We start from the raw sequence: 19,955 nt of genomic DNA, 5'->3' as shown, positions 1-19,955 counted from the left end.
TCGCTCACGGCGAGTCGACGCGGAGCGCCCGGCCCCGGGCCGTGTCGTAGAGTCGTAATCCAGGCAATCGAAAGGCATCCACGTGGAAATCCGTATCGGAATCGCGAACAGTCCCCGCGAAGTGAGCTTCGAGTCGTCGGAGTCCATCTCGGACGTCCGCAAGACGATCCAAGCGGCACTCGATGACAAGAGCTCGTACTTCAGCCTGACGGACTCCAAGGGCAGCCTCTTCATCATCCCGACCGCCGGTCTCGCGTACGTCGAGGTCGGCTCGGAAGACCAGCGCCGCGTCGGCTTCGTCGCCTGATCCATGGAGTTGCTGTTCGTCGCGCTCGGCGGCGCGATCATCGGACTCGGCGTCCATTACGCGGCCCCCTGGCAGCGTGAGCGCGGGGTGCTCCTGGTCCCCGCCATCGGTGTGGTCGTATCGGCCGTCGTCTGGCTCGGGCTGACCGTTCTCGGCTGGCCATGGGATGGCGGGTGGATCTGGGCCGTCACGCTCCTGCTCGCCGCCGTCGCCGCGGCCGTCGCCGCCGTCGTCCTGGGTCGGTCACGATCGACCTCCGACGAGAGGATGCTCGTCCGCCTCGGCGGCTGAGCCTCTCGAACGTCACCCCGTCGCCGCCGACGTCGTAAGCGGGATCACTCCCACACCGTCGGGTCGCGGGCGTGCATCGTCTCGTCGGCGACACGATGAGCTCCGAGGAGACCCGCTCGCCGAGTTCGTGCCCGACGCCTCGCGGGACGCCTCACGCCGTGAGGCCGAGCGCGTCCATCCGCCGTGTGTGCGCGGCGATGAGCTCCGTGAAGACGGGCTCGACGTCGTCGCCGTGCTCGTGCCCGCCGCCGTCGACGACCTCCCGCGCCAGCAGAAGCGTGTCGCCCACGAGCCGCCGACCCCACATGGCGAGGAAGGATGCGGTGCGGCGGTCGACGGAGATCTCCCGTTCGAGGATGTCGACGATGCCCGCGGTCCCGGCCTCGGCACCCAGGAGTCCGCCGATCCGGGGGCCGAGGTCCGGCGGCAGGCTCGCAGCGAGTCCGATGAACAGGTCGTCGAGGAAGCCGGACGTCACATGGAACGACAAGAGTGCTTCCGTCGGGCTGTTGCCCTGCGTGATGGAACGGAAATGGTCGATGGAGGGGGCCACCGCAGCCATCGCTTCGGCGGGATCACCGTCGCGCCGCTCGATCTCGGCGACGACGGCCTGATGCTTGCTGAGCGCGAAGCCGGCGGCCGTCGAGAGCCGCTCCTTGTCGTCGAAGCGCTCGAAGCGGGCGACGAGGGCACCGAGTGTCTCGACGTGGCCCAACTGGATCCGTGCGGCGCGGCCGAGGTAGCTGTCGGGATCGGGGTGGAGATCCGTGAACTCGACCCGCGTGACGGAGCGACGGGCTCCACGAGCGCGCAGCCGCGGAGTCTCCCTCCGAGGACCGCGTCGGCCGAACCAGGATGCCACCCCGCAACTTTAGCCGAAGACCTGCCGCCCGCTTGACGCGGCGATCGGGCGCGCCAGTGGGTCCTCCAGGCGACGCCCGGCCGCGTCCGATAGTCTGAGGTGATTCCCGGCATCGGATCGGGACCTACGCCGCAGACGTGAACAGACAACGGCGTAGACCGCACTCACGCACTGACAGGCAAACGAATACGTGGATTTCCGTGATCTCGGGGTCGACCAGGACATGGTCGACGCCCTCGCAGCAAAGAACATTCTCTCCCCCTTCCCCATCCAGGAGCAGACGATCCCCCTGGGCTTGAGCGGGCAGGACATCATCGGCCAGGCCAAGACGGGTACGGGCAAGACCTTCGGGTTCGGCCTCCCGATCCTTCAGCGGCTCGGCGCGAACCCGGAGCCCGGGGTCAAGGCACTCGTCGTCGTCCCGACGCGCGAGCTCTGCGTCCAGGTGACCGAGGACCTCGAGGTCGCCGCCGCGAACCGTGGGACGAAGATCGTGTCGATCTACGGCGGCAAGGCGTACGAAGGCCAGATCGAACAGATCAAGGCGGGCGCCCAGCTCGTCGTCGGCACGCCCGGTCGACTCATCGACCTCAACAACCAGCGCCTCCTCGACTTCTCGAAGATCCAGGAGATGGTGCTCGACGAGGCGGACAAGATGCTCGACCTCGGCTTCCTCTCGGACATCGAGAAGCTCTTCTCCAAGACGCCGCCCGAGCGACACACGATGCTGTTCTCCGCCACGATGCCGGGGCCGATCGTCGCCCTGGCGCGCCGTTTCATGAACAAGCCGATCCACATCCGGGCGTCCGACCCCGATGAGGGCCTCACGCAGGCGAACATCAAGCACCTCATCTACCGTGCGCACTCGCTCGACAAGGACGAGGTCATCGCCCGGATCCTGCAGGCGAACGGCCGCGGCAAGACCGTCATCTTCACGCGCACGAAGCGCGCAGCCGCCAAGCTCGTCGAAGAACTGAACGATCGCGGCTTCAACGCCGCCGCCGTTCACGGCGACCTCGGTCAGGAGCAGCGCGAGCGCGCGATGGCCGCGTTCAAGGCGGGCAAGAAGGACGTGCTCATCGCAACGGACGTCGCCGCTCGCGGCATCGATGTCGATGACGTGACGCACGTCATCAACCACACCATCCCGGAGGACGAGAAGACCTACCTCCACCGCGTCGGGCGCACAGGTCGCGCGGGGAAGACGGGCATCGCCGTCACCTTCGTCGACTGGGACGACCTCCACAAGTGGGCTCTCATCAACCGGGCCCTCGACTTCGGACAGCCTGAACCGACGGAGACCTACTCCTCGTCGCCGCACCTCTTCGAGGACCTCGACATCCCCGCCGGCACGAAGGGTCGGCTGCCCGGCTCCTCCCCCGCCGCTGCTCCCCGGACCTCCTCGACCTCCGGTGGCGGGGCCGGCGACCGCTCCGGCCGAGGCGGTCGTGGGCAGCGCTCGCGCGGCGGATCGGCTAGCGATGCGGGAGAGCGGAAGCGGGAGAACCCGCGCGCTGAGGGAACGACCGGCGGAGCGATCGCCGATGCCCCGGCGGCCACCGGTACCCACGACGGTGGCGGCCGAGAGCACCACGACGGCAACAGCGCTCCGCGGCGCCGCAATCGCACGCGCCGCCGGACGGCGCCGCCCACCGCCTGATCCATCGGACGGCAGTCACCGGAGACAAGACGAGGGCGCACCCGTGTGAGCGGGTGCGCCCTCGTCGTTCCCGACAGGCGCGTCGTTCCCGACAGGCGCGTCGTTCCCGACAGGCGAGTCGTTCCCGACAGGCGCGTCGGCCCCGACGGACCCGTCAGGCCCGGGCAGGATCCTCGACGGCTCGACCGTAGACCGGCTCGCTTCCCGTGCCACGCTCGATGATCGCCGCGACGCTGTCATCCGACGTCGTGTTCTCCCCCAGGAGATTGGGCTTGCCCGTGCCGTGGTAGTCGCTCGATCCCGTCAGGATGAGACCGTGGCGTCCTGCCAGGCGACGGATGGCCTGCTTGCCCGACGCCGTGTTCTCCCGATGGTCGATCTCGAGGCCGGCGAGGCCCGCCCCGACGAGGTCCTCCACGTCGCGGTCGGAGACGATGAGGCCCGGCCCGCGCGTCGCGGGATGCGCGATGACGGGCACTCCCCCGGCCGCGACCACGAGCCGCACCGCGTCGACCGGATCGGGCGCGTAGTGCGGGAGGAAGTAGCCCCTCGACGGATGCAGGATGCTCGCGAACGCCTCACTCCGCGTCGGGACGTGACCGCGCGCCACGAGGGCGTCCGCGATGTGCGGCCGCCCGATCGTCGCACCGTCCGTGGTCTGCGCCACGACGTCGTCCCAGGTCAGGGCGTAGTCACGGGAGAGGTTCTGCACGATGCGTTCCGCTCGCACGAGCCGCGCCTCGCGGATCCTGGCCATCTCCGTGACGAGGTCGCCGTCGGACGGATCGAAGAGGTAGGCGAGGAGGTGGATGCTCCGGTAGCCCAGACGTGTGCTGAACTCCATGCCCGGGATGAGGGTGATGCCCTCCGAGCGCGCCGCCACCGCGGCTTCCGACCACCCGGCCGTCGAGTCGTGGTCGGTCAGAGCGACCGTACCGAGCCCAGCGGCCGACGCCGAGCGGACGAGCCGACTCGGTGTCTCCGTGCCGTCGGACACGCTCGAGTGGGTGTGCAGGTCGCTCGGGCCGTGGAATCGCCGTTCGCCCGCCATCCCCTCAGTCTAGGCGTCATGCCCGCGCCGTCGTCGTTCACGGCGGGAGCCGGGTCGGCGATCCCGGAGGCGACACCCGAGCCGGCTCGGCCGCTTCCCAGGGGCCTGTCGGTATGGTGGCAGCGCCATGCTCAGATTCCTCGATGCCGTCATCACGATCGCCGTCGCGATCGCGTGCCTCGTCGCGACGTGGCCGCAACTCTTCGGCGCCCAGAACGTGTGGATGGTCGCTCAACTCGTCGCCCTGCGCGGCTTCCTCGTGGTCGGAGCGCTCGCGGCTGCCGCCCTGTTCCTGCTGCTCGCGCTCGCGCGTCCGCTCCGCGCGGTCGCCGGCACCATCGCCGTCCTCCTCGTCCTGACGGCGGCCGGCAACGCCGCCATCATGGGCGCGCGGGGTGTCGGCGACTCGTCGTTCGCCGAGTGGACGGACGGTTCCGTGACGGTGTTGAGCTGGAACACCCTCGGCGACGCGCCCGGGGCGGAGACCATCGCCCGGACGGCCCTCGACGGGAAGGCCGACATCATCAGTCTCCCGGAGACCACGAAGGAGACCGGAATCGAGGTCGCCAACCTCATGCGCGAGGGCGGCAACCCCATGTGGGTGCACACCGTCTGGTTCGACAAGATCGCCAAGGCGCGATCGACGACGATCCTCGTCAGTCCCCGGCTCGGCGACTACGGCACGGTCTGGGACTCGAATCGGGATCGAGCCGAGGAGCAGGCGCGCGTGGGCAACACGCTCGTCCTCCCCACGGTCGTGCTGAAACCGACCGACGGCGACGGGCCGACGATCGTCGCCGTGCACGCCGTCGCCCCCATCCCCGGTCAGATGGAGAACTGGCGGGCCGACCTCGAGTGGCTCGCGACGCAGTGCGCGGAGGACAACGTCATCATGGCCGGCGACTTCAACGCGACCGTCGATCACATGGCGGGTCTCGCGACGACGGACGGAGCGACCATGGGTCGCTGCTCCGACGCCGGCCTCCAGTCGGGCAACGCGGCCGTCGGAACGTGGTCGTCGGCGTGGCCGACCCTGCTCGGCTCCCCCATCGATCACGTCATGGCGACGCCGAACTGGATCGCCACGGGGATGCGCGTCCTCGACGACCCGGCACTCGAAGCGAGCGATCACCGCCCCGTCCTCGTGCAGCTGTCCTCCGCCCCGTAGCCGGCGGTGCCAGAATGGAGGCATGGCCTCCTCGAGCGACGTGACAGCCCCCGCAGACTCCCAGACAGCGACTCCCGAGACTCCCGCGCCGTCCGCGAGTGAGCCGACGGGCGCTCCCGCGAACAGCAACCGGTCGACGACGCCGCAGAGCACTCGGTTCCAGGACTACATCTCGAGCGGATGGGCCGAGCGCGTCGATGAACTCCCCGAGCAGCGGAGGGTCGCCTCCTTCGCCGCGGAGCGCCGCGGTGCCGTGTCCGCCGCGTTCGCCGGAGAGCGCGTCGTCCTGCCCGCGGGAGCTCTCCTCACTCGCTCCAACGACACCGACTACCCCTTCCGGGCCCACTCGGCCTTCGCCCACCTGACGGGCTGGGGAAGCGACAGTGAACCCGACTCCGTGCTGGTCCTCGACCCCACCGAGAGCGGTCACGACGCCACGCTCTACTTCCGGGAGCGCGCGGGCCGCGACTCGAACGAGTTCTACGCGAATCCGGCGATCGGCGAGTTCTGGATCGGAGCGCGCCCCTCGCTCGAGCAGGTCGCGGCCGATCTCGGCATCGCGACGGACCACCTCGACGCCTTCGAGACGCGCGAGGCGGACCGCACGCTCGGCGACGACGAGGAGCTCGACCGCTTCGTCTCCGAGTTGCGCCTCGTGAAGGACGAGTTCGAGGTCGCCGAGCTCACGGCTGCCGTCGAGGCGACCCGCCGCGGCTTCGACGACGTCGTCGCCGCGATCCCGACGCTCGCCGCGAAGCCGCGCGGTGAGCGCATCGTCGAGGGCGTCTTCTCGACGCGCGCGCGACTCGACGGCAACGCGGTCGGCTACGACACGATCGCGGCGTCGGGTCGGCACGCCTGCATCCTGCACTGGACCCGCAACGACGGCACCGTCTCGCCCGGCGACCTCATCCTCATCGACGCCGGCGTGGAGCTCGACAGCCTCTACACCGCCGACATCACGCGCACCCTCCCGGTGAGCGGCACCTTCTCACCGGTCCAGCGGAAGGTCTACGAAGCGGTGAGGGAAGCCGCTGACGCGGCCCTCGCGATCGTCCGACCCGGGATCGTCTTCCGCGAGGTCCACGCCGAGGCGATGAAGGTCATCGCGCGCTACACGGCCGAGTGGGGCATGCTCCCCGTCACGGCCGAGGAGTCGCTCGAGCCCGACGCCCAGTTCCACCGTCGCTACATGGTGCACGGCACGAGCCACCACCTCGGGCTCGACGTGCACGACTGCGCCCAGGCCCGTCGCGACATGTACCACGACGGTGTCGTCGCCGAGGGGATGGTCTTCACGATCGAGCCCGGTCTCTACTTCCAGCCGGACGACCTCACGGTCCCAGAGGAGTTCCGGGGTATCGGCGTGCGCATCGAGGATGACATCCTCGTCACGGCGGACGGAGCCGTGAACCTCTCGGCCGACATCCCCCGGACGGCCGACGACGTGGAGGCCTGGATGGCTCGCGTCGCGTCGACCCCGCGCGACTGAGGACAGGGCGCGGCCGGCGCCCTCCGGAGAATCAGAGGTAGAGGCTCGGACCCTGCTCGTCCGGAGTCTCGGCGGCCGACCCGCCGAGGATGTTCCGCGCCTTGTTGGCGAGTTCGGTCTCGACGACGACGGCGTACGACGACGCGACGATCTGGGCGATCGAGCTGAAGTCGCGTCGGCGACGCCGCAACGTGTACGTCACGACGTTGAACATCATGCCGAAGGCCGCGCCGATGAGGACGGCGGCACCGACGAAGACGACGCCCGATTGCGGAGCAACGATCACGAGCAGCAGTCCGAAGAAGAGGCCGAGCCACGCTCCGCTCAATGCGCCTCCCGCAGCTGCGCGGCCGTAACTCATGCGACCCGTGATGCGCTCGACGCTCTTGAGGTCCGCTCCGACGATCGAGACGTTGCGCACCGGGAAATCGGCCGCGGCGAGAGCGTCGACGGCCGCTTGAGCGTCGTCGTATTTGTCGAAGCTCGCGACGGCCTCGCCCGGAGGGATTCCGATGATGGGGCTCCGGCGTTGTCCACTCTGCGGGATACTCACGGCTCCATTGTCCCACCGGGTCGAGAACATCCGGCGCCGGGCCCGTGTGGAAACGCTGTGCGGGCTAAGTTAGAAGGGTGAGTGCCACGAGAGTGTTCGTCGCCCGGTTGGCCGGGTGCATGGTCTTCGACCCGGCAGGCGACCGGGTCGGGAAGGTGCGCGACGTCCTCGTGGTCTCACGGCCCACGGATCCCCCGCGCGTGGTGGGTCTGCTCGTGGAGATTCCGGGCAAGAGGCGGGTCTTCGTGTCGATCAACCGCGTCACGAGCATCGCGGCCGGTCAGATCATCACGACGGGCCTCATCAATGTCCGCCGCTTCGAACAGCGGGCCGGCGAGGAGCGCGTGATCGCGGAGATCCTCGGACGGAAGGTCGTCTTCACCGACGGCTCGGGCGAGGCGACGATCGAGGACGTGGCGATCGAGCAGAAGGCCGGCGGGACCTGGGCGGTCAGCCAGTACTTCGTCCGCCGACCGAAGACGAGCAACTCCCTTTTCGCCAAGGGCCACACGACCTTCGTATCGTGGCGCGATGTGACCGAGAAGACCGGCGGTACGGAGGCGCAGTCCGCCGAGCAGCTCATCGCCACGTACACCGACCTCAAGCCGGCCGACCTCGCGAGTACGCTGCTCGATCTGCCCGAGGAGCGCATGCTCGAAGTCGCGGGCGAACTCCCCGACGATCGTCTCGCCGACGCGCTCGAGGAGATGCCCGAGAGCGAGCAGGTCAACATCCTGGGGCAGCTCGACGACGACCGCGCGGCCGACGTCCTCGACCAGATGCAGCCGGACGACGCCGCCGACCTCATCGCGCAGCTTCCCACCGAACGCGGCGAGCACCTCCTCGAGCTCATGGAGCCGGAGGAAGCGGACGACGTCCGAATGCTCCTCGCGTTCGCCCCCGACACCGCCGGTGGCCTCATGACGACCGAGCCCGTCATCCTCTCCGCCGACTCGACGGTCGCCGAGGCCCTCGCCCTCGTCCGTCGCGCCGAGCTGCCCCCGGCGCTCGGAGCGGCTGTCTGCATCACCCTCCCGCCATACGAGCCGCCGACGGGTCGCTTCCTCGGGATGGTTCACTTCCAGCGGATGCTGCGGTATCCGCCGCACGAGCGGCTCGGCACCATCCTCGATCAGAGTCTCGATCCCGTATCCGCCGACACGTCGGCCGCCGAGGTCTCCCGGATCCTCGCGAGCTACGACCTCGTGTCCGTTCCCGTCGTCGACGAGAACCATCGGCTCGTCGGGGTGGTGACGATTGACGACATCCTCGACTACCTGCTGCCGGACGACTGGCGAAGTCACGGCGACGACGAACGCCCCCAGAGAGCACGCACCGGACGGAGGATGACGCATGGCTAGGACGCCCAAGAACGACGTCAGGCTCGACGCCCCCAAGGGCATGCGCACTCCGGTGCTCGCGCCGCGGCGGCGGCAGTCGAGCGACCGATTCGGCCGCTTCACCGAGTGGATCGCGCGCGCGATGGGCACACCGTGGTTCCTCATGGGCCTCACGCTCTTCTGCGTGGCCTGGATCATCTACAACACCCTCGCGCCCGAGGACGCCCGTTTTGATTCGGCGGCACTCGGCTTCACCGCCCTCACGCTCATCCTGTCGTTGCAGGCGTCCTATGCCGCTCCCCTCATCCTGCTCGCGCAGAACCGGCAGGACGACCGCGACCGCGTCCAGATCGAACAGGACCGTCAGCGCGCGGAACGCAACCTCGCGGACACGGAGTACCTCGCTCGTGAGGTCGTGGCGCTGCGGCTCGCCCTCAAGGATGTGGCCTCGCGCGACTTCATCCGGCAGGAGTTGCGCTCACTGCTCGAGGATCTCGAATCGAAGGACCCGTCGATCGACGACGGCGGAACGGACCGCCCGCATGTCTGATCCGGTCCCGCCGCCGACCGTGTCGGAGCACCCGGGCATCGTCGAGCGGGTGCGGCGCTCGCTGGACCGCGTCATCGATCCGGAGATCCGCCGCCCCATCACCGAGCTCGACATGGTCGGAGATGTCGCGGTCGACGGATCGGGCGCCGCTCACGTCGCGATCCGGCTCACGATCGTCGGTTGTCCAGCGGCACGGACGATCGAGAACGACGTCCGGAACGCCGTCGCGGGTGTTCCGGGAGTGACCGCGACCATCGTCGATGTCGGCGTCATGACCCCGGAGCAGCGCCGCGCGCTGACCGAGCGGTTGCGCGGACCGGGGCGGCGGGAGATGCCGTTCACGTCCGACTCTCTGACACGCGTCATCGCCGTGACGAGCGGCAAGGGCGGAGTCGGCAAGTCGACGGTGACCGCCAACCTGGCGGTGGCACTCGCCGCGAGCGGGCTCGCGGTCGGGCTCGTCGACGCGGACGTCCACGGCTTCTCCATCCCCGGCCTCCTGGGACTCGACGACCCGGAACACGCGGGCCGCGCGGTACGCCCGACGCGTGTCGACGACATGATCCTCCCGCCCGTCGCACACGGCGTGAAGGTCATCTCGATCGGGATGTTCGTCGACGACCCGTCGACGGCCGTCGCGTGGCGCGGCCCGATGCTGCATCGCACGATCGCGCAGTTCCTGACGGACGTCTACTTCGGCGACCTCGACGTCCTCCTGCTGGATCTCCCCCCGGGCACGGGCGACGTGGCGATATCGGTCGGTCAATTGCTGCCGCACGCCGAGGTTCTCGTCGTGACGACGCCCCAGGCCGCAGCGGCCGACGTCGCTGAGCGCAGCGGGGTCGTGGCGAGGCAGACGGGTCAGCGCGTCATCGGGGTGATCGAGAACATGGGGCCTTTCGTCGGACCGGACGGCTCCGTGATCGATCTGTTCGGATCGGGAGGTGGCGCCGACGTCGCGACGCGACTCTCGATCGGGCAGGACGCGCCCGTCCCGCTGCTCGCGACGATCCCCCTCAGCCCGGCACTCCGGCGGGGCGGCGACGCCGGCGTTCCCGTCGTCCTCGGGACACCGACCGACACGGCCGCGACGGCGATCGGTCGGCTCGCCGAGGACATCGTCCGTCTCGGCCGAGGACTCGTCGGCAGACCCCTCGGGGTGCGAGTGCGTTGACCGCGCGGGCAGTGGGGTGCCGCTCGGCGGTCGCGGCCGCCCTGCTCCTCGTCGCCCTCGCCGATTGCGGTCCGAGCGGTACGCGTCCGCCTCGAGTCCGGCGTCGAGGGCGTGCACGTGCCCGCGTCCGACATCCTGCGGGCGCGGCCCCCTACGACTTCATCGCCCGCTCATGCGGTTGGTGATGAGGGAGCAGGCGAGAACGGCGGCGGACCCGAGCGTCACACGTGGAAGACGCTGACGACGCGCGAATCGAGAGCGTCCCGCCCGGCGAGAGCGTCGAGCTCGAGGACGACCCCGCAACCGACGACGTCCCACTCGAGCCTCTCACCGATCCGCAACGCCGCCGCGAGGGTTCCGCCCGTCGCGAGGACGTCATCGAGGAGGAGGACCCGGACGCCCGGCGGGAGATCATCGCGGTGGGCCTCGATGGTGGCCCTCCCGTACTCGAGGTCGTAACTCTCCGCGACCGTCTCTCGCGGGAGCTTGCCGGCCTTGCGGATGGGGAGGACGCCGGTCCCCGTCCGAGCGGCGACGGCTCCTGCGAGGAGGAAACCTCGCGCCTCGAGACCGGCCACGACGTCGAATCGGCCGGCGAAGGGCTCCGCGATCGCGTCGACGACGACCGAGAAGGCCTCGGCGTCGGCGAAGAGCGGGGTGAGGTCGCGGAAGACGACTCCAGGAGTCGGATGGTCCGAAACGGCCGCGATGAGTGACTCCGCACGGGCGAGACGGAACGCCCCGTCCGTCCGGACCCACACGCCGGGCGACTCACTCGTCACGTGGACTCCGCGTCGAAGGGAGGCGGACCGGAGTACTCCCCCGATTCCAACCGGGAACGATGGCTCTGCTGCACGGCGGGCTTCTCGGCCCGCGTGCGCACGGACGGTGCGGACAGCACGGGCGCCGGCTCGTCGTCGAGTAGCGCCTCCTTGATGATGCGTCGAGGGTCGTACTGCCGCGGATCGAGCTTCTTCCAGTCGACCTCGTCGAACTCGGGGCCCATCTCCTCGCGCATGCGGTCCTGGGCGCCTCGCGCGAGATCGCGGAGCCATCGGATGAACTGCGCGAACCTCGAGGCGTAGAGGGGAAGGCGTTCGGGCCCGACGATCAGCACCGCGATGACCGCGATGAGCAGCACCTTTTCAGGGGTCAGTCCGAACACGCATCAAGAGTACCCCGACGTGGCTGCGCCTCAGCCCGGACGCTCCGCCGTATCCTGGCGGAAGGTCGATCGAAATCGATCCCCGCACCACCGAAACGAACACGGAGCGCCCAGTGTCCTCTCACGACGCAAAGTCCGAGCACGTCGCGAACTGGAAGTATGCCGACGACGTCGTCGTCGAGCCCGATGCGATCGCCCGCGCCCGCGCCCATTCACTCGAGGTCGGCGTCGACCCGGTCTCCCCCGCCACGGGCGCGCAGCTCGCCCTCCTCGTCGCGGCCTCCGGCGCGCGCAACATCATGGAGATCGGAACGGGCAGCGGAGTCTCGGGACTCTGGATGCTGTCGGGAAGCCCGCGGAGCGTGCTCACATCGATCGACAGCGAACTCGAGCACCAGGCGGCGGCCCGCGAGCACTTCCACGACGCCGGCGTCCCGGCCAACCGCTTCCGGCTCATCGCGGGTCGGGCCCTCGACGTGCTCCCCCGGATGAACGAGGACTCCTACGACCTCGTTCTCATCGACGCCGACAACATCTCCGTCATCGAGTACTTCGAACACGCCTTGCGCCTCGTCCGTGCCGGCGGCACGGTCGTCGTGACGCATGCGCTGTCGCGCGGACGCGTCGCCGATCCCGCCGCTCGCGACGATGTGACCGTGGGCTACCGCTCGCTCATCGACGAGGTCGCGTCGTCGACAGCCGTCGTGAGCGCCCTCTCCATCGTGGGCGACGGCCTCCTCCAGGTGACGAAACTCGCGGTCTGACCGGTCGAGACAACGCGATGGCGCCCGGATCCTGGGGATCCGGGCGCCATCGCGTGGTGCTGGTGGATTAGGCGGAAACGACTCCGGCGAGCGCGTCGTGGAGTTCCTTCGCCTCGTCGTCGTTTACCGACACGACGAGCCGACCTCCTCCTTCGAGCGGCACTCGCACAATGATGAGCCGACCCTCCTTTACGGCCTCCATAGGCCCATCTCCGGTCCTCGGCTTCATCGCGGCCATACGGCTCCCCTTTCGTGTACTACGTCCATTATCCGTGATCGGCGCCGGTTCGCGCTAATCCCCACCTCCGTGGATGCGAGATCAGGGCGGCGTCCAGTCGTAGCCGTCGACCCTCCAGGCGATGAGCAGCCAGACCCACTGCAGTGCGATCGCGGCGACGACCACGGCGACGCGGTACAGGCGGGAACGCGGAGCGGCGATGGCCCCGACGAGCGGGAAGAGGGGGACGAGGAGACGGAAGGTGCTCGATTGCGGGAAGAAGACCGCGAGAAGGTACAGGGCGTAGCTCGCGAGCCACAACCGGATGTCGATGCCGAGTGCCGCCACGGGCCGGCTGACGAGCGCCATCGCGAAGGCGACGACCAGGACGACGACGGCCGCCCAGCCGACGGGTCGCCCGAACCACCACTCGAATCCCTGGAACCAGGGCGTGAACGGGACGAGATGCTGGTACCCGATATAGGCGGAGCGCCAGGCGAGCTCGGTGTCCGTGTAGGCGGCGATGTCGCCGGTGACGAACCAGGCCACCGCGGGCCATGCGAGTCCCACGACACCGCTCACCGTGACCGCCGCGATGAGAGCGGGCGCCTCGCCGCGGCGGAACGGTTCGCGCGTCCTCGTCGCGATGCGCACGATGAGGTGGAGCCCCAGCAGGAGTGCGAACGCGAGCGCACTCGGCCGCGTGAATCCCATGACGACGATGACGGGAACGAGCACCCCGTACCGCCGGCGCACGAGGAGGAGCAGAGCCGTCGACAGCAGGAGCAGGTGGAGCGACTCCGCGTACGCGACCTGGAACATCGGGGCGAGCGGGGCGGCACAGAACAGGACGACGCCGAACAGCGCCGTGTTCGCATCGAGGTGCGTGCGGAGGAGCCGATAGGTGACGAGCGCGGCTCCCGCTCCGGCGAGCACGGACACGGTGACCGCGGCGGCCGCCCATTCCGCTCCTGTCAGAACCATCAGGGCGCGCACGACGAGCGGGTAGACCGGCATGAACGCCCAGGCGTTCTCCCCCGTGTGTCCATCGGCGGTGACGGGCAGCAGACTCGGATAGCCGGACACGGCGACGATGTTGTACCAGCGACCGTCCCACATCGAGGCGAAGTCGACGTAGCGGGGCGAGGCACCCGTCCACGCGTTCTGGTCCTGGTTTGCGGCGAGAACCACCATCATCGCGGTCGTCACGAGGCGTGACGCCACGTAGATCGCGAGGACGGCGCCCCACCACGGCAGGGCGGCGAACCGGTCCACGACGGCGACCGGGGCGAGCGGTACCGTCGTTTGCGATCCACTCACCGGGGACCGCTCTCGGGTCACGGCGGAAGCGGTGAGTCGTCGTAGACGCGCCAGAGCACGAACAGCCACAGGAACTGGCCGACGAGCGACGCGACGACGACCGCGACGCGGTAGACGCGCGAGCGCGGGATGGCGAGGGCCCCGGCGAGCGGGAAGAGCGGGAGCAGCAGCCGGAACGTGCTCGACTGCGGGAAGAACACGGCGAAGAGGTAGAGCACGTAGCTCAACGACCACAACCGGATGTCGTCACCCAGTCTCCGCACCTGCGGCAGGAACATGGTGACGATGAAGCCGACGATGATGACGGTCACGAACATCCACCCCCACGGCATGCCGATGCGGTAATTCAGTGATTGGAACCACGGCGTGAAGGGAACGAGGTGCTGGTAGCCGATGTAGGGGGCGCGCCAACTGAGTTCGGTGTCGGTGTAGTGGGCCATGTCGCCCGTCGCGATCCCCGCGATGACGAGCCAGGCGAATCCGACGCACAGACTCACGAACGTCGCGACGCCGGCCGACAGGAATTCCTGGGGCGAGAAGGGATCGGCCTTCCGGCGGTACAGACGCAACAGGATGTGAAGACCGAGGAAGAGCGCGAACGCGAGACCGCTCGGGCGGGTGAAGCCCATGACGATGATGATCGGGATGAGGACCAGGTACCGCCGACGCAGCACGAGCAGGAGCGCCGTCGCGAGCAGCAGAACGTGCAGCGACTCCGCGTACGCCACCTGGAACATCGCCGCGAGGGGCGAGATCGAGAAGAGGACGACGGCGAACAACGAGGTTCCCTTGTCGAGGCGCTCTCGGAAGAGGAGGTAGACCACGAGGGCTGCGCCGAACCCCGCGACGAGCGACACGAGGACGGATGCAGCCGCCCAATCGAGTCCTGTCACGGTCATGAGCCCGCGGACGACGCCCGGGTAGACGGGCATGAACGCCCATTCGTTCTGGCCGATGTGGCCGTTCGCCTCGGGCTCGACGACGGTCGGATAGCCGGTCTCCGAGATGACGCGGTACCAGCCGCCGTCCCACCACCGTCCCGAGAAGGTCAGCAGGTCGGGCGACGCCGGCGCCCACCGGATCGCCTTCTGGATCGACGCCAGGTAGAGAAGCATGCCCGTCGTGATGACGCGAGCGACGGCGAACAGCCCGAGCACGACGACCCACCAGGGAAGCCGACCGAATCGATCCCCGCGGACCTCGGCGACCGGCGTCGCCGCCGCAGCGCTCGTCGCGCTCATGTGGAGAGCCATGAACGCAGGCCGCGCTCGCACTCGATGATCTGATCGACGGAGCAGCGCTCATCGTCTGCGTGCGCCTTGAGCGGATCGCCCGGTCCGTAGTTGACCGCCGGCACCCCCATCGCCGAGAACCGCGCGACGTCCGTCCAGCCGTATTTCGGCGCCGGTTCCGAACCGACGGCGGCGACGAACTGCTGCGCGATCGCCGCCTCGAGTCCCGGGCGAGCCCCCTCGGCCTGGTCGACCACGCGGATGTCGTAGTCGCCGAAGAGTTCGTGCATGTGGGCGATGGCCTCATCGACCGAGCGGCTGGGGGCGAACCGATAGTTGATGTGGACCATCGCCTCGTCGGGGATGACGTTCCCCGCGATGCCACCGGAGAAGCCGACGGCGTTGAGTCCCTCTCGGTACACGAGGCCGTCGACCTCCACCTGACGCGGCTCGTACGCCGCGAGGGTGTCGAGAACGGGGACGATCTTGTGGATGGCGTTGTCTCCCACCCAGCTGCGCGCGGAGTGGGAGCGCAGACCGAACGCCCGCACCTCGATGCGGAGATTGCCGTTGCACCCGCCCTCGATGCGCGAGTTCGACGGCTCACCGAGGATCGCGAAGTCGCCCGCGAACAGGTCCGACCGATTGCGGGCGAGGCGTCCGAGTCCGTTGAGCTCCGCCGAGACCTCTTCGTGGTCGTACCACATCCACGTGATATCGACCGCGGGGTCGGGAAGGGTGGCTGCGAGGTGGAGCTGGACCGCGACACCGGCCTTCATGTCGACGGTTCCGCGACCCCAGATGTACTCGGCCCCGTCGATCGTCTCCCGTTGCGACGGCACGTTGTCGACGATCGGGACGGTGTCGATGTGGCCGGCGATGATCACCCGGCGGTCACGGCCGAGGTTCGTGCGCGCGACGACGGTGTCTCCGTCGCGAATCACCTCGAGGTGACCCAGGCCGGAGAGGGCCTGTTCGATGAGGTCGGCGAGATGGCCTTCGTCGCCGGAGACCGACTCGATGTCGCAAATGACCCGGGTGAGGTCGACGGGCGATGCCGTCAGGTCGAGGCGGGTCGGTCTCGACGCGGGGGCTAGGGGCTCCATGGGGCCCAGTCTAGTGAGAGCGCGCAGACGCCCGACGGCCCTGTTGACGACGTCGAGCGACCGCTCGGCCAACTAGCCTAGGAGTCATGACCGCGACTCCCTCCGCCCCGACCGTCGATGCCGCCGCACCCCGCTTCGCGTGGGGTGACGGCCTCGCCACGACCGCCTCGGACGGCACCGTCCTCGACACCTGGTTTCCGGAGCCGCGGCTCGGTCGCCTTCCCGCCGGTCGGGACAAGTGGATCGCACCGGCCGAGCTCGAGGCGCTCGCCTCTGCCGACGACCGACGTCGCGTCACCGTCGACGTCGTGACGGTCGAGATCGACCTCGACGCCGCTCCTGCGAGCACGCCGGATGCGTACCTCCGGCTCCATCTGCTGTCCCACGTGCTCACTCCCCCGAACTCGATCAACCTCGACGGGATATTCGGGCACCTGCCGATCGTCGTGTGGACGACGGCCGGCCCCGTACTGCCCGCCGACTACGATGCTCTACGCCCGCACCTCCAGCGCGCGGGGATCCAGGCGACCGGCATCGACAAGTTCCCCCGGTTGCTCGACTACGTGACGCCCGAGCGTGTGCGGATCGCGGACTCCTCGCGCGTGCGCCTCGGCGCGCACCTCGCGCCGGGCACGACCGTCATGCACGAGGGTTTCGTCAACTTCAACGCCGGAACGCTCGGCGCATCGATGGTCGAGGGTCGGATCTCGCAAGGCGTCGTCGTGGGCGACGGCAGCGACATCGGCGGCGGTGCTTCGATCATGGGGACGCTCTCGGGGGGCGGCTCGCACCGCGTCTCGATCGGTCAGCGCGCTCTCCTCGGCGCGAATTCCGGGATCGGGATCTCGATCGGGGACGACTCGGTCGTCGAGGCGGGTCTCTACGTCACGACGGGCACGAAGGTCACGGTCATCGAGCCCGGGACCGATGATCGCCCCGTGGTGAAGGCCGCCGAGCTGAGCGGCGTCCCCGGTCTGCTCTTCCGGAGGAACTCGACGACGGGCGCCGTCGAGGTGCTTCGCCGTTCCGGGACCGGTATCGTCCTGAACACCGCTCTGCACGCCTAGGCACTCCGGTCGAGCCGGCGGCGACACGAGGGAGTGCGCATGCGACGAGCCGATTACGACACGCGTCGCCATCCGGCATGGACGTTCGTCGTCCGCGTGGTCGCCGTCGTGGCCGTACTCGCCGTGGTGCTCGGCGGTCTCGGGCTCTGGACCGTGCAGCGATCGTTCCCGCAGACCGATGGCGAGATCCGGCTCGACGTGCTGGACGGGCCGGTCACGGTCACGCGCGACGACGCCGGAATCCCTCAGCTGGAAGCCGGTTCCGCGCTCGACCTCTTCGCCGCTCAGGGCTTCGTCCACGCGCAGGACCGGTTCTGGGAGATGGACTTCCGGCGACACGTGACCGCCGGACGCCTCGCGGAGCTCTTCGGAGAGAGCCAGGTGGGAACGGATGCCTTCGTGCGCACGCTCGGGTGGCGCATGGTCGCCGAACAGGAGGTCGAGGCGCTCGACGACGTCTCGCGCTCCTATTACGACGCCTACGCGAGCGGTGTGAACGCCTACCTCTCGTCGCGATCGGGGGCGGATCTCTCCCTCGAGTACGCCGTGCTCGGGCTGCAGAACCCGGGCTACTCCCCCGAGCCGTGGACGCCCGCGGACAGCGTCGCGTGGCTCAAGGCCATGGCGTGGGACCTCCGGTCGAACCTCGAGGACGAGATCGAGCGCGCACTCCTCTCCGCCGAACTCCCTCCCGAGCAGGTCACGGACCTCTACCCCGGTTACCCGTACGACGACCACCCGACGATCACGGGCGGTGCGCCGCAGGGCTCGGAGCCCGTACACCCATCGGCGGAGACGGCGGGAGACACCGACACGGCCGCCGAGACCGACACCGACACGGCCGTCGAGGCGAGCGCAGCCCTCGAGGACGTCCGCGCCGCCCTCCACTCCGTCCCCGAGCTGCTCGGGAAGGCGGGGACGGACATCGGGTCCAATGCGTGGGTCGTGTCGGGCGAGCACACGGAGAGCGGGAGCCCGCTGCTCGCCAACGACCCGCACCTCGGCCCGTCGCTTCCCTCGATCTGGTACCAGATGGGGCTCCGCTGCTCGACCGTGAGCGAAGCGTGCCCGTTCGACGTCGCCGGATTCACGTTCTCCGGGCTCCCCGGCGTCGTCATCGGCCACAACGACCGCGTCGCATGGGGGTTCACGAACCTCGGCCCCGACGTCGCCGATCTCTTCGTCGAGCGCCTCTCGGGAGACGAGTTCGAGCTCGACGGCGCGATGAGGCCGATGGAGGTGCGGTCGGAGCGCATTCACGTCGCCGGTGGGGACGACGTCGAGGTCCGCATCCGATCGACGGGACGGGGTCCCGTGATCTCCGACGTCTCCGAGCAGATCGGCTCGATCGCGGCAGACTACCCCGCCGTCTCCGGCCAGTCGGAGGGCGACTACGCGATCTCGCTGCAGTGGACGGCGTTGTCGCCGGGACGAACCCCCACCGCGATCTTCGCCATGAACGCCGCGCGGGACTGGGACGCGTTCCGAGCCGCGGCCGAACGGTTCGAGGTGCCTTCTCAGAACCTCGTGTACGCCGACGTCGACGGGAACATCGGCTACCAGGCGCCCGGCATCATCCCGGTCCGGAGCGGAGGTGACGGCACACGCCCGCAACCCGGGTGGTCGAGTGCGACCGGGTGGGTCGGCACGGTCCCCTTCGCGGACCTGCCGAGCGTCTACAACCCGCCGAACGGCTACATCGTCACCGCGAACAACGCCGTGACGCCGAACGGCGACGGCCCGTTCCTCACCTCCGATTGGGACGCCGGTTATCGCGCCGACCGCATCGAGCGGGCCGTCCGTGGCCTCGTCGACCGAGAGGAACCCATCACGACCGACGACATGTCGGCGATCCAGGCGGACGACCACAACGCGATCGCTGAGCGCCTCGTCCCGCTGCTGCTCGACCTCGAGGGTGACGGCGCTGTCGTCGAGGCGCAGACCCTCCTCCGCGACTGGGGCGTCCACGACGACCGGGACGCGGCGGCCGCGGCGTTCTTCAACGTCTTCTGGAAGACCCTGCTCGACGAGACCTTCCGACCGCATCTGCCGGACGACCTGCCACCCGCGGGAGGGTCACGCTGGTTCCTCGTCGTGGATCGTCTGCTCGATCAGCCGACGTCGTCTTGGTGGCGTGACGACGCCGCGGAGGTCGACGGGATCGACGCGACCCTCTCCCGGAACGTCCAGCTGGCGTGGGCGGAGTCGGCGCGGCTGCTCGGTGACGATCCGTCACGATGGAGCTGGGGCGACCTGCACGAGCTCGAGCTCCGCAACGCGAGCTTCGGGACGTCGGGCATCGCTCCCATCGAGGCGCTCTTCAACCGCGGACCGTGGCGGACGTCCGGCGGGTCGAGCGTCGTGAACGCCATCGGCTGGGACCTGCCAGACGGCTACGCCGTCGATTGGGCACCGTCGATGCGCCAAGTCGTCGATCTCGCGGACGTCGACGCGTCGACGTGGATCGTTCTCGCGGGCAGCTCCGGCCATGCCTTCCATCCGCATTACACGGACCAGACCGACGCGTGGGCGGCGAACGAGACGCGACGCTGGCCGTTCACGCGTGGGGCGACCGAGGACGCGGCCGTCGACCTGCTCCGGTTGACGCCGGGCGGCGGCTGAGCGCCCGACCGACG

General features: G+C 69.3%; 20 protein-coding genes. 11 read left to right on the top strand and 9 right to left on the bottom strand.

The window, feature by feature from the left end:
- Nucleotides 1-82: 82 nt before the first annotated feature.
- Together ELQ90_RS13165 and ELQ90_RS13160 are read left to right on the top strand one after the other, a co-directional pair.
- Nucleotides 83-307 (top strand): DUF3107 domain-containing protein, encoded by a 225-nt coding sequence (locus ELQ90_RS13165; RefSeq protein ID WP_128495740.1) that lies wholly within the window; start codon nucleotides 83-85, stop codon nucleotides 305-307.
- A 3-nt stretch (nucleotides 308-310) separates the two neighbouring features.
- The gene (locus ELQ90_RS13160) at nucleotides 311-598 is read left to right on the top strand and encodes a hypothetical protein (protein ID WP_128495739.1); all 288 of its coding nucleotides are present in this window, start codon (nucleotides 311-313) and stop codon (nucleotides 596-598) included.
- Between the two features lie 151 nt (nucleotides 599-749).
- On the opposite strand, the gene ELQ90_RS13155 is transcribed toward ELQ90_RS13160, so the two are convergent.
- Complete coding sequence (locus ELQ90_RS13155) at nucleotides 750-1,460, bottom strand: ferritin-like fold-containing protein (protein ID WP_128495738.1); 711 nt, start codon at nucleotides 1,458-1,460, stop codon at nucleotides 750-752.
- A gap of 223 nt (nucleotides 1,461-1,683) precedes the next feature.
- On the opposite strand from ELQ90_RS13155, the gene ELQ90_RS13150 reads away from it, so the two are divergent.
- A complete protein-coding gene (locus ELQ90_RS13150) occupies nucleotides 1,684-3,120 on the top strand; it encodes a DEAD/DEAH box helicase (protein ID WP_424980826.1) in 1,437 nt (478 codons plus the stop codon).
- 154 nt (nucleotides 3,121-3,274) lie between these two features.
- Here ELQ90_RS13150 and ELQ90_RS13145 read toward each other — a convergent pair whose 3' ends face one another.
- The gene (locus tag ELQ90_RS13145) at nucleotides 3,275-4,171 is read right to left on the bottom strand and encodes a PHP domain-containing protein (RefSeq protein WP_128495736.1); all 897 of its coding nucleotides are present in this window, start codon (nucleotides 4,169-4,171) and stop codon (nucleotides 3,275-3,277) included.
- A 127-nt stretch (nucleotides 4,172-4,298) separates the two neighbouring features.
- On the opposite strand from ELQ90_RS13145, the gene ELQ90_RS13140 reads away from it, so the two are divergent.
- Complete coding sequence (locus tag ELQ90_RS13140) at nucleotides 4,299-5,339, top strand: endonuclease/exonuclease/phosphatase family protein (protein WP_128495735.1); 1,041 nt, start codon at nucleotides 4,299-4,301, stop codon at nucleotides 5,337-5,339.
- Nucleotides 5,340-5,361: 22 nt separating this feature from the next.
- Nucleotides 5,362-6,831 (top strand): aminopeptidase P family protein, encoded by a 1,470-nt coding sequence (locus ELQ90_RS13135; RefSeq protein WP_128495734.1) that lies wholly within the window; start codon nucleotides 5,362-5,364, stop codon nucleotides 6,829-6,831.
- A gap of 31 nt (nucleotides 6,832-6,862) precedes the next feature.
- Here the strand turns inward: ELQ90_RS13135 and ELQ90_RS13130 are convergent, their stop codons facing one another.
- Nucleotides 6,863-7,384 (bottom strand): general stress protein, encoded by a 522-nt coding sequence (locus ELQ90_RS13130; RefSeq protein WP_243696178.1) that lies wholly within the window; start codon nucleotides 7,382-7,384, stop codon nucleotides 6,863-6,865.
- A 77-nt stretch (nucleotides 7,385-7,461) separates the two neighbouring features.
- Here ELQ90_RS13130 and ELQ90_RS13125 point away from each other — a divergent pair, with 77 nt between their 5' ends.
- The 3 genes from ELQ90_RS13125 to ELQ90_RS13115 are packed head-to-tail and all read left to right on the top strand — an operon-like array spanning nucleotide 7,462 to nucleotide 10,448.
- A complete protein-coding gene (locus tag ELQ90_RS13125) occupies nucleotides 7,462-8,745 on the top strand; it encodes a magnesium transporter MgtE N-terminal domain-containing protein (RefSeq protein ID WP_128495733.1) in 1,284 nt (427 codons plus the stop codon).
- Nucleotides 8,738-9,274 carry a DUF1003 domain-containing protein gene (locus ELQ90_RS13120; RefSeq protein ID WP_128495732.1) on the top strand — a complete coding sequence of 179 codons (537 nt, stop codon included), beginning with the start codon at nucleotides 8,738-8,740 and terminating at the stop codon, nucleotides 9,272-9,274. Before ELQ90_RS13125 ends, ELQ90_RS13120 begins: the two co-directional genes overlap by 8 nt.
- Entirely contained in the window at nucleotides 9,267-10,448 is a 1,182-nt protein-coding gene (locus tag ELQ90_RS13115) for an Mrp/NBP35 family ATP-binding protein (protein WP_128495731.1), read from the top strand. Before ELQ90_RS13120 ends, ELQ90_RS13115 begins: the two co-directional genes overlap by 8 nt.
- Before the next feature lie 221 nt (nucleotides 10,449-10,669).
- Here the strand turns inward: ELQ90_RS13115 and ELQ90_RS13110 are convergent, their stop codons facing one another.
- Both ELQ90_RS13110 and ELQ90_RS13105 read right to left on the bottom strand, forming a co-directional pair.
- Nucleotides 10,670-11,209 (bottom strand): adenine phosphoribosyltransferase, encoded by a 540-nt coding sequence (locus ELQ90_RS13110; RefSeq protein WP_128495796.1) that lies wholly within the window; start codon nucleotides 11,207-11,209, stop codon nucleotides 10,670-10,672.
- A gap of 17 nt (nucleotides 11,210-11,226) precedes the next feature.
- Nucleotides 11,227-11,613, bottom strand: a complete 387-nt coding sequence (locus ELQ90_RS13105) for a twin-arginine translocase TatA/TatE family subunit (RefSeq protein ID WP_128495730.1) — start codon at nucleotides 11,611-11,613, stop codon at nucleotides 11,227-11,229.
- 113 nt (nucleotides 11,614-11,726) lie between these two features.
- On the opposite strand from ELQ90_RS13105, the gene ELQ90_RS13100 reads away from it, so the two are divergent.
- On the top strand, nucleotides 11,727-12,377 hold the full coding sequence (locus ELQ90_RS13100; RefSeq protein ID WP_128495729.1) for an O-methyltransferase: 651 nt from the start codon (nucleotides 11,727-11,729) through the stop codon (nucleotides 12,375-12,377).
- Nucleotides 12,378-12,444: 67 nt separating this feature from the next.
- Here the strand turns inward: ELQ90_RS13100 and ELQ90_RS13095 are convergent, their stop codons facing one another.
- The 4 genes from ELQ90_RS13095 to dapE all read right to left on the bottom strand — a co-directional run bounded on the left by ELQ90_RS13095 (nucleotide 12,445) and on the right by dapE (nucleotide 16,252).
- The gene (locus ELQ90_RS13095) at nucleotides 12,445-12,615 is read right to left on the bottom strand and encodes a DUF3117 domain-containing protein (protein WP_071256769.1); all 171 of its coding nucleotides are present in this window, start codon (nucleotides 12,613-12,615) and stop codon (nucleotides 12,445-12,447) included.
- An 81-nt stretch (nucleotides 12,616-12,696) separates the two neighbouring features.
- Nucleotides 12,697-13,914 carry a hypothetical protein gene (locus ELQ90_RS13090; RefSeq protein ID WP_243696177.1) on the bottom strand — a complete coding sequence of 406 codons (1,218 nt, stop codon included), beginning with the start codon at nucleotides 13,912-13,914 and terminating at the stop codon, nucleotides 12,697-12,699.
- A gap of 17 nt (nucleotides 13,915-13,931) precedes the next feature.
- Nucleotides 13,932-15,155, bottom strand: coding sequence for a hypothetical protein (locus ELQ90_RS13085; protein WP_128495728.1), 1,224 nt, complete (start codon nucleotides 15,153-15,155; stop codon nucleotides 13,932-13,934).
- Nucleotides 15,152-16,252, bottom strand: coding sequence for a succinyl-diaminopimelate desuccinylase (gene dapE / locus ELQ90_RS13080; protein ID WP_128495727.1), 1,101 nt, complete (start codon nucleotides 16,250-16,252; stop codon nucleotides 15,152-15,154). Before dapE ends, ELQ90_RS13085 begins: the two co-directional genes overlap by 4 nt.
- A gap of 86 nt (nucleotides 16,253-16,338) precedes the next feature.
- On the opposite strand from dapE, the gene dapD reads away from it, so the two are divergent.
- Nucleotides 16,339-17,319: a 2,3,4,5-tetrahydropyridine-2,6-dicarboxylate N-succinyltransferase gene (gene dapD, locus ELQ90_RS13075; RefSeq protein WP_128495726.1), complete on the top strand. Its 981-nt coding sequence runs from the start codon at nucleotides 16,339-16,341 to the stop codon at nucleotides 17,317-17,319.
- A gap of 39 nt (nucleotides 17,320-17,358) precedes the next feature.
- On the top strand, nucleotides 17,359-19,941 hold the full coding sequence (locus tag ELQ90_RS13070) for a penicillin acylase family protein (protein WP_128495725.1): 2,583 nt from the start codon (nucleotides 17,359-17,361) through the stop codon (nucleotides 19,939-19,941).
- Nucleotides 19,942-19,955 lie beyond the last annotated feature (14 nt).

Origin of the sequence: Labedella phragmitis (assembly GCF_004078635.1) — a bacterium.
GTDB classification, from domain to species: Bacteria; Actinomycetota; Actinomycetes; order Actinomycetales; family Microbacteriaceae; genus Labedella; species Labedella phragmitis.
This window is presented reverse-complemented; position numbering and strand designations above follow the sequence as displayed.

What these genes read in the sequence shown, in the direction of transcription:
- ELQ90_RS13160 (WP_128495739.1), top strand. Translation starts at nt 311, where the DNA reads ATGGAGTTGCTGTTCGTCGCGCTCGGCGGCGCGATCATCGGACTCGGC.
- ELQ90_RS13150 (WP_424980826.1), top strand. Translation starts at nt 1,684, where the DNA reads ATGGTCGACGCCCTCGCAGCAAAGAACATTCTCTCCCCCTTCCCCATC.
- ELQ90_RS13145 (WP_128495736.1), bottom strand. Translation starts at nt 4,171, where the DNA reads ATGGCGGGCGAACGGCGATTCCACGGCCCGAGCGACCTGCACACCCAC.
- ELQ90_RS13140 (WP_128495735.1), top strand. Translation starts at nt 4,299, where the DNA reads ATGCTCAGATTCCTCGATGCCGTCATCACGATCGCCGTCGCGATCGCG.
- ELQ90_RS13135 (WP_128495734.1), top strand. Translation starts at nt 5,362, where the DNA reads ATGGCCTCCTCGAGCGACGTGACAGCCCCCGCAGACTCCCAGACAGCG.
- ELQ90_RS13120 (WP_128495732.1), top strand. Translation starts at nt 8,738, where the DNA reads ATGGCTAGGACGCCCAAGAACGACGTCAGGCTCGACGCCCCCAAGGGC.
- ELQ90_RS13115 (WP_128495731.1), top strand. Translation starts at nt 9,267, where the DNA reads ATGTCTGATCCGGTCCCGCCGCCGACCGTGTCGGAGCACCCGGGCATC.
- ELQ90_RS13095 (WP_071256769.1), bottom strand. Translation starts at nt 12,615, where the DNA reads ATGGCCGCGATGAAGCCGAGGACCGGAGATGGGCCTATGGAGGCCGTA.
- ELQ90_RS13085 (WP_128495728.1), bottom strand. Translation starts at nt 15,155, where the DNA reads ATGAGCGCGACGAGCGCTGCGGCGGCGACGCCGGTCGCCGAGGTCCGC.
- dapE (WP_128495727.1), bottom strand. Translation starts at nt 16,252, where the DNA reads ATGGAGCCCCTAGCCCCCGCGTCGAGACCGACCCGCCTCGACCTGACG.
- dapD (WP_128495726.1), top strand. Translation starts at nt 16,339, where the DNA reads ATGACCGCGACTCCCTCCGCCCCGACCGTCGATGCCGCCGCACCCCGC.
- ELQ90_RS13070 (WP_128495725.1), top strand. Translation starts at nt 17,359, where the DNA reads ATGCGACGAGCCGATTACGACACGCGTCGCCATCCGGCATGGACGTTC.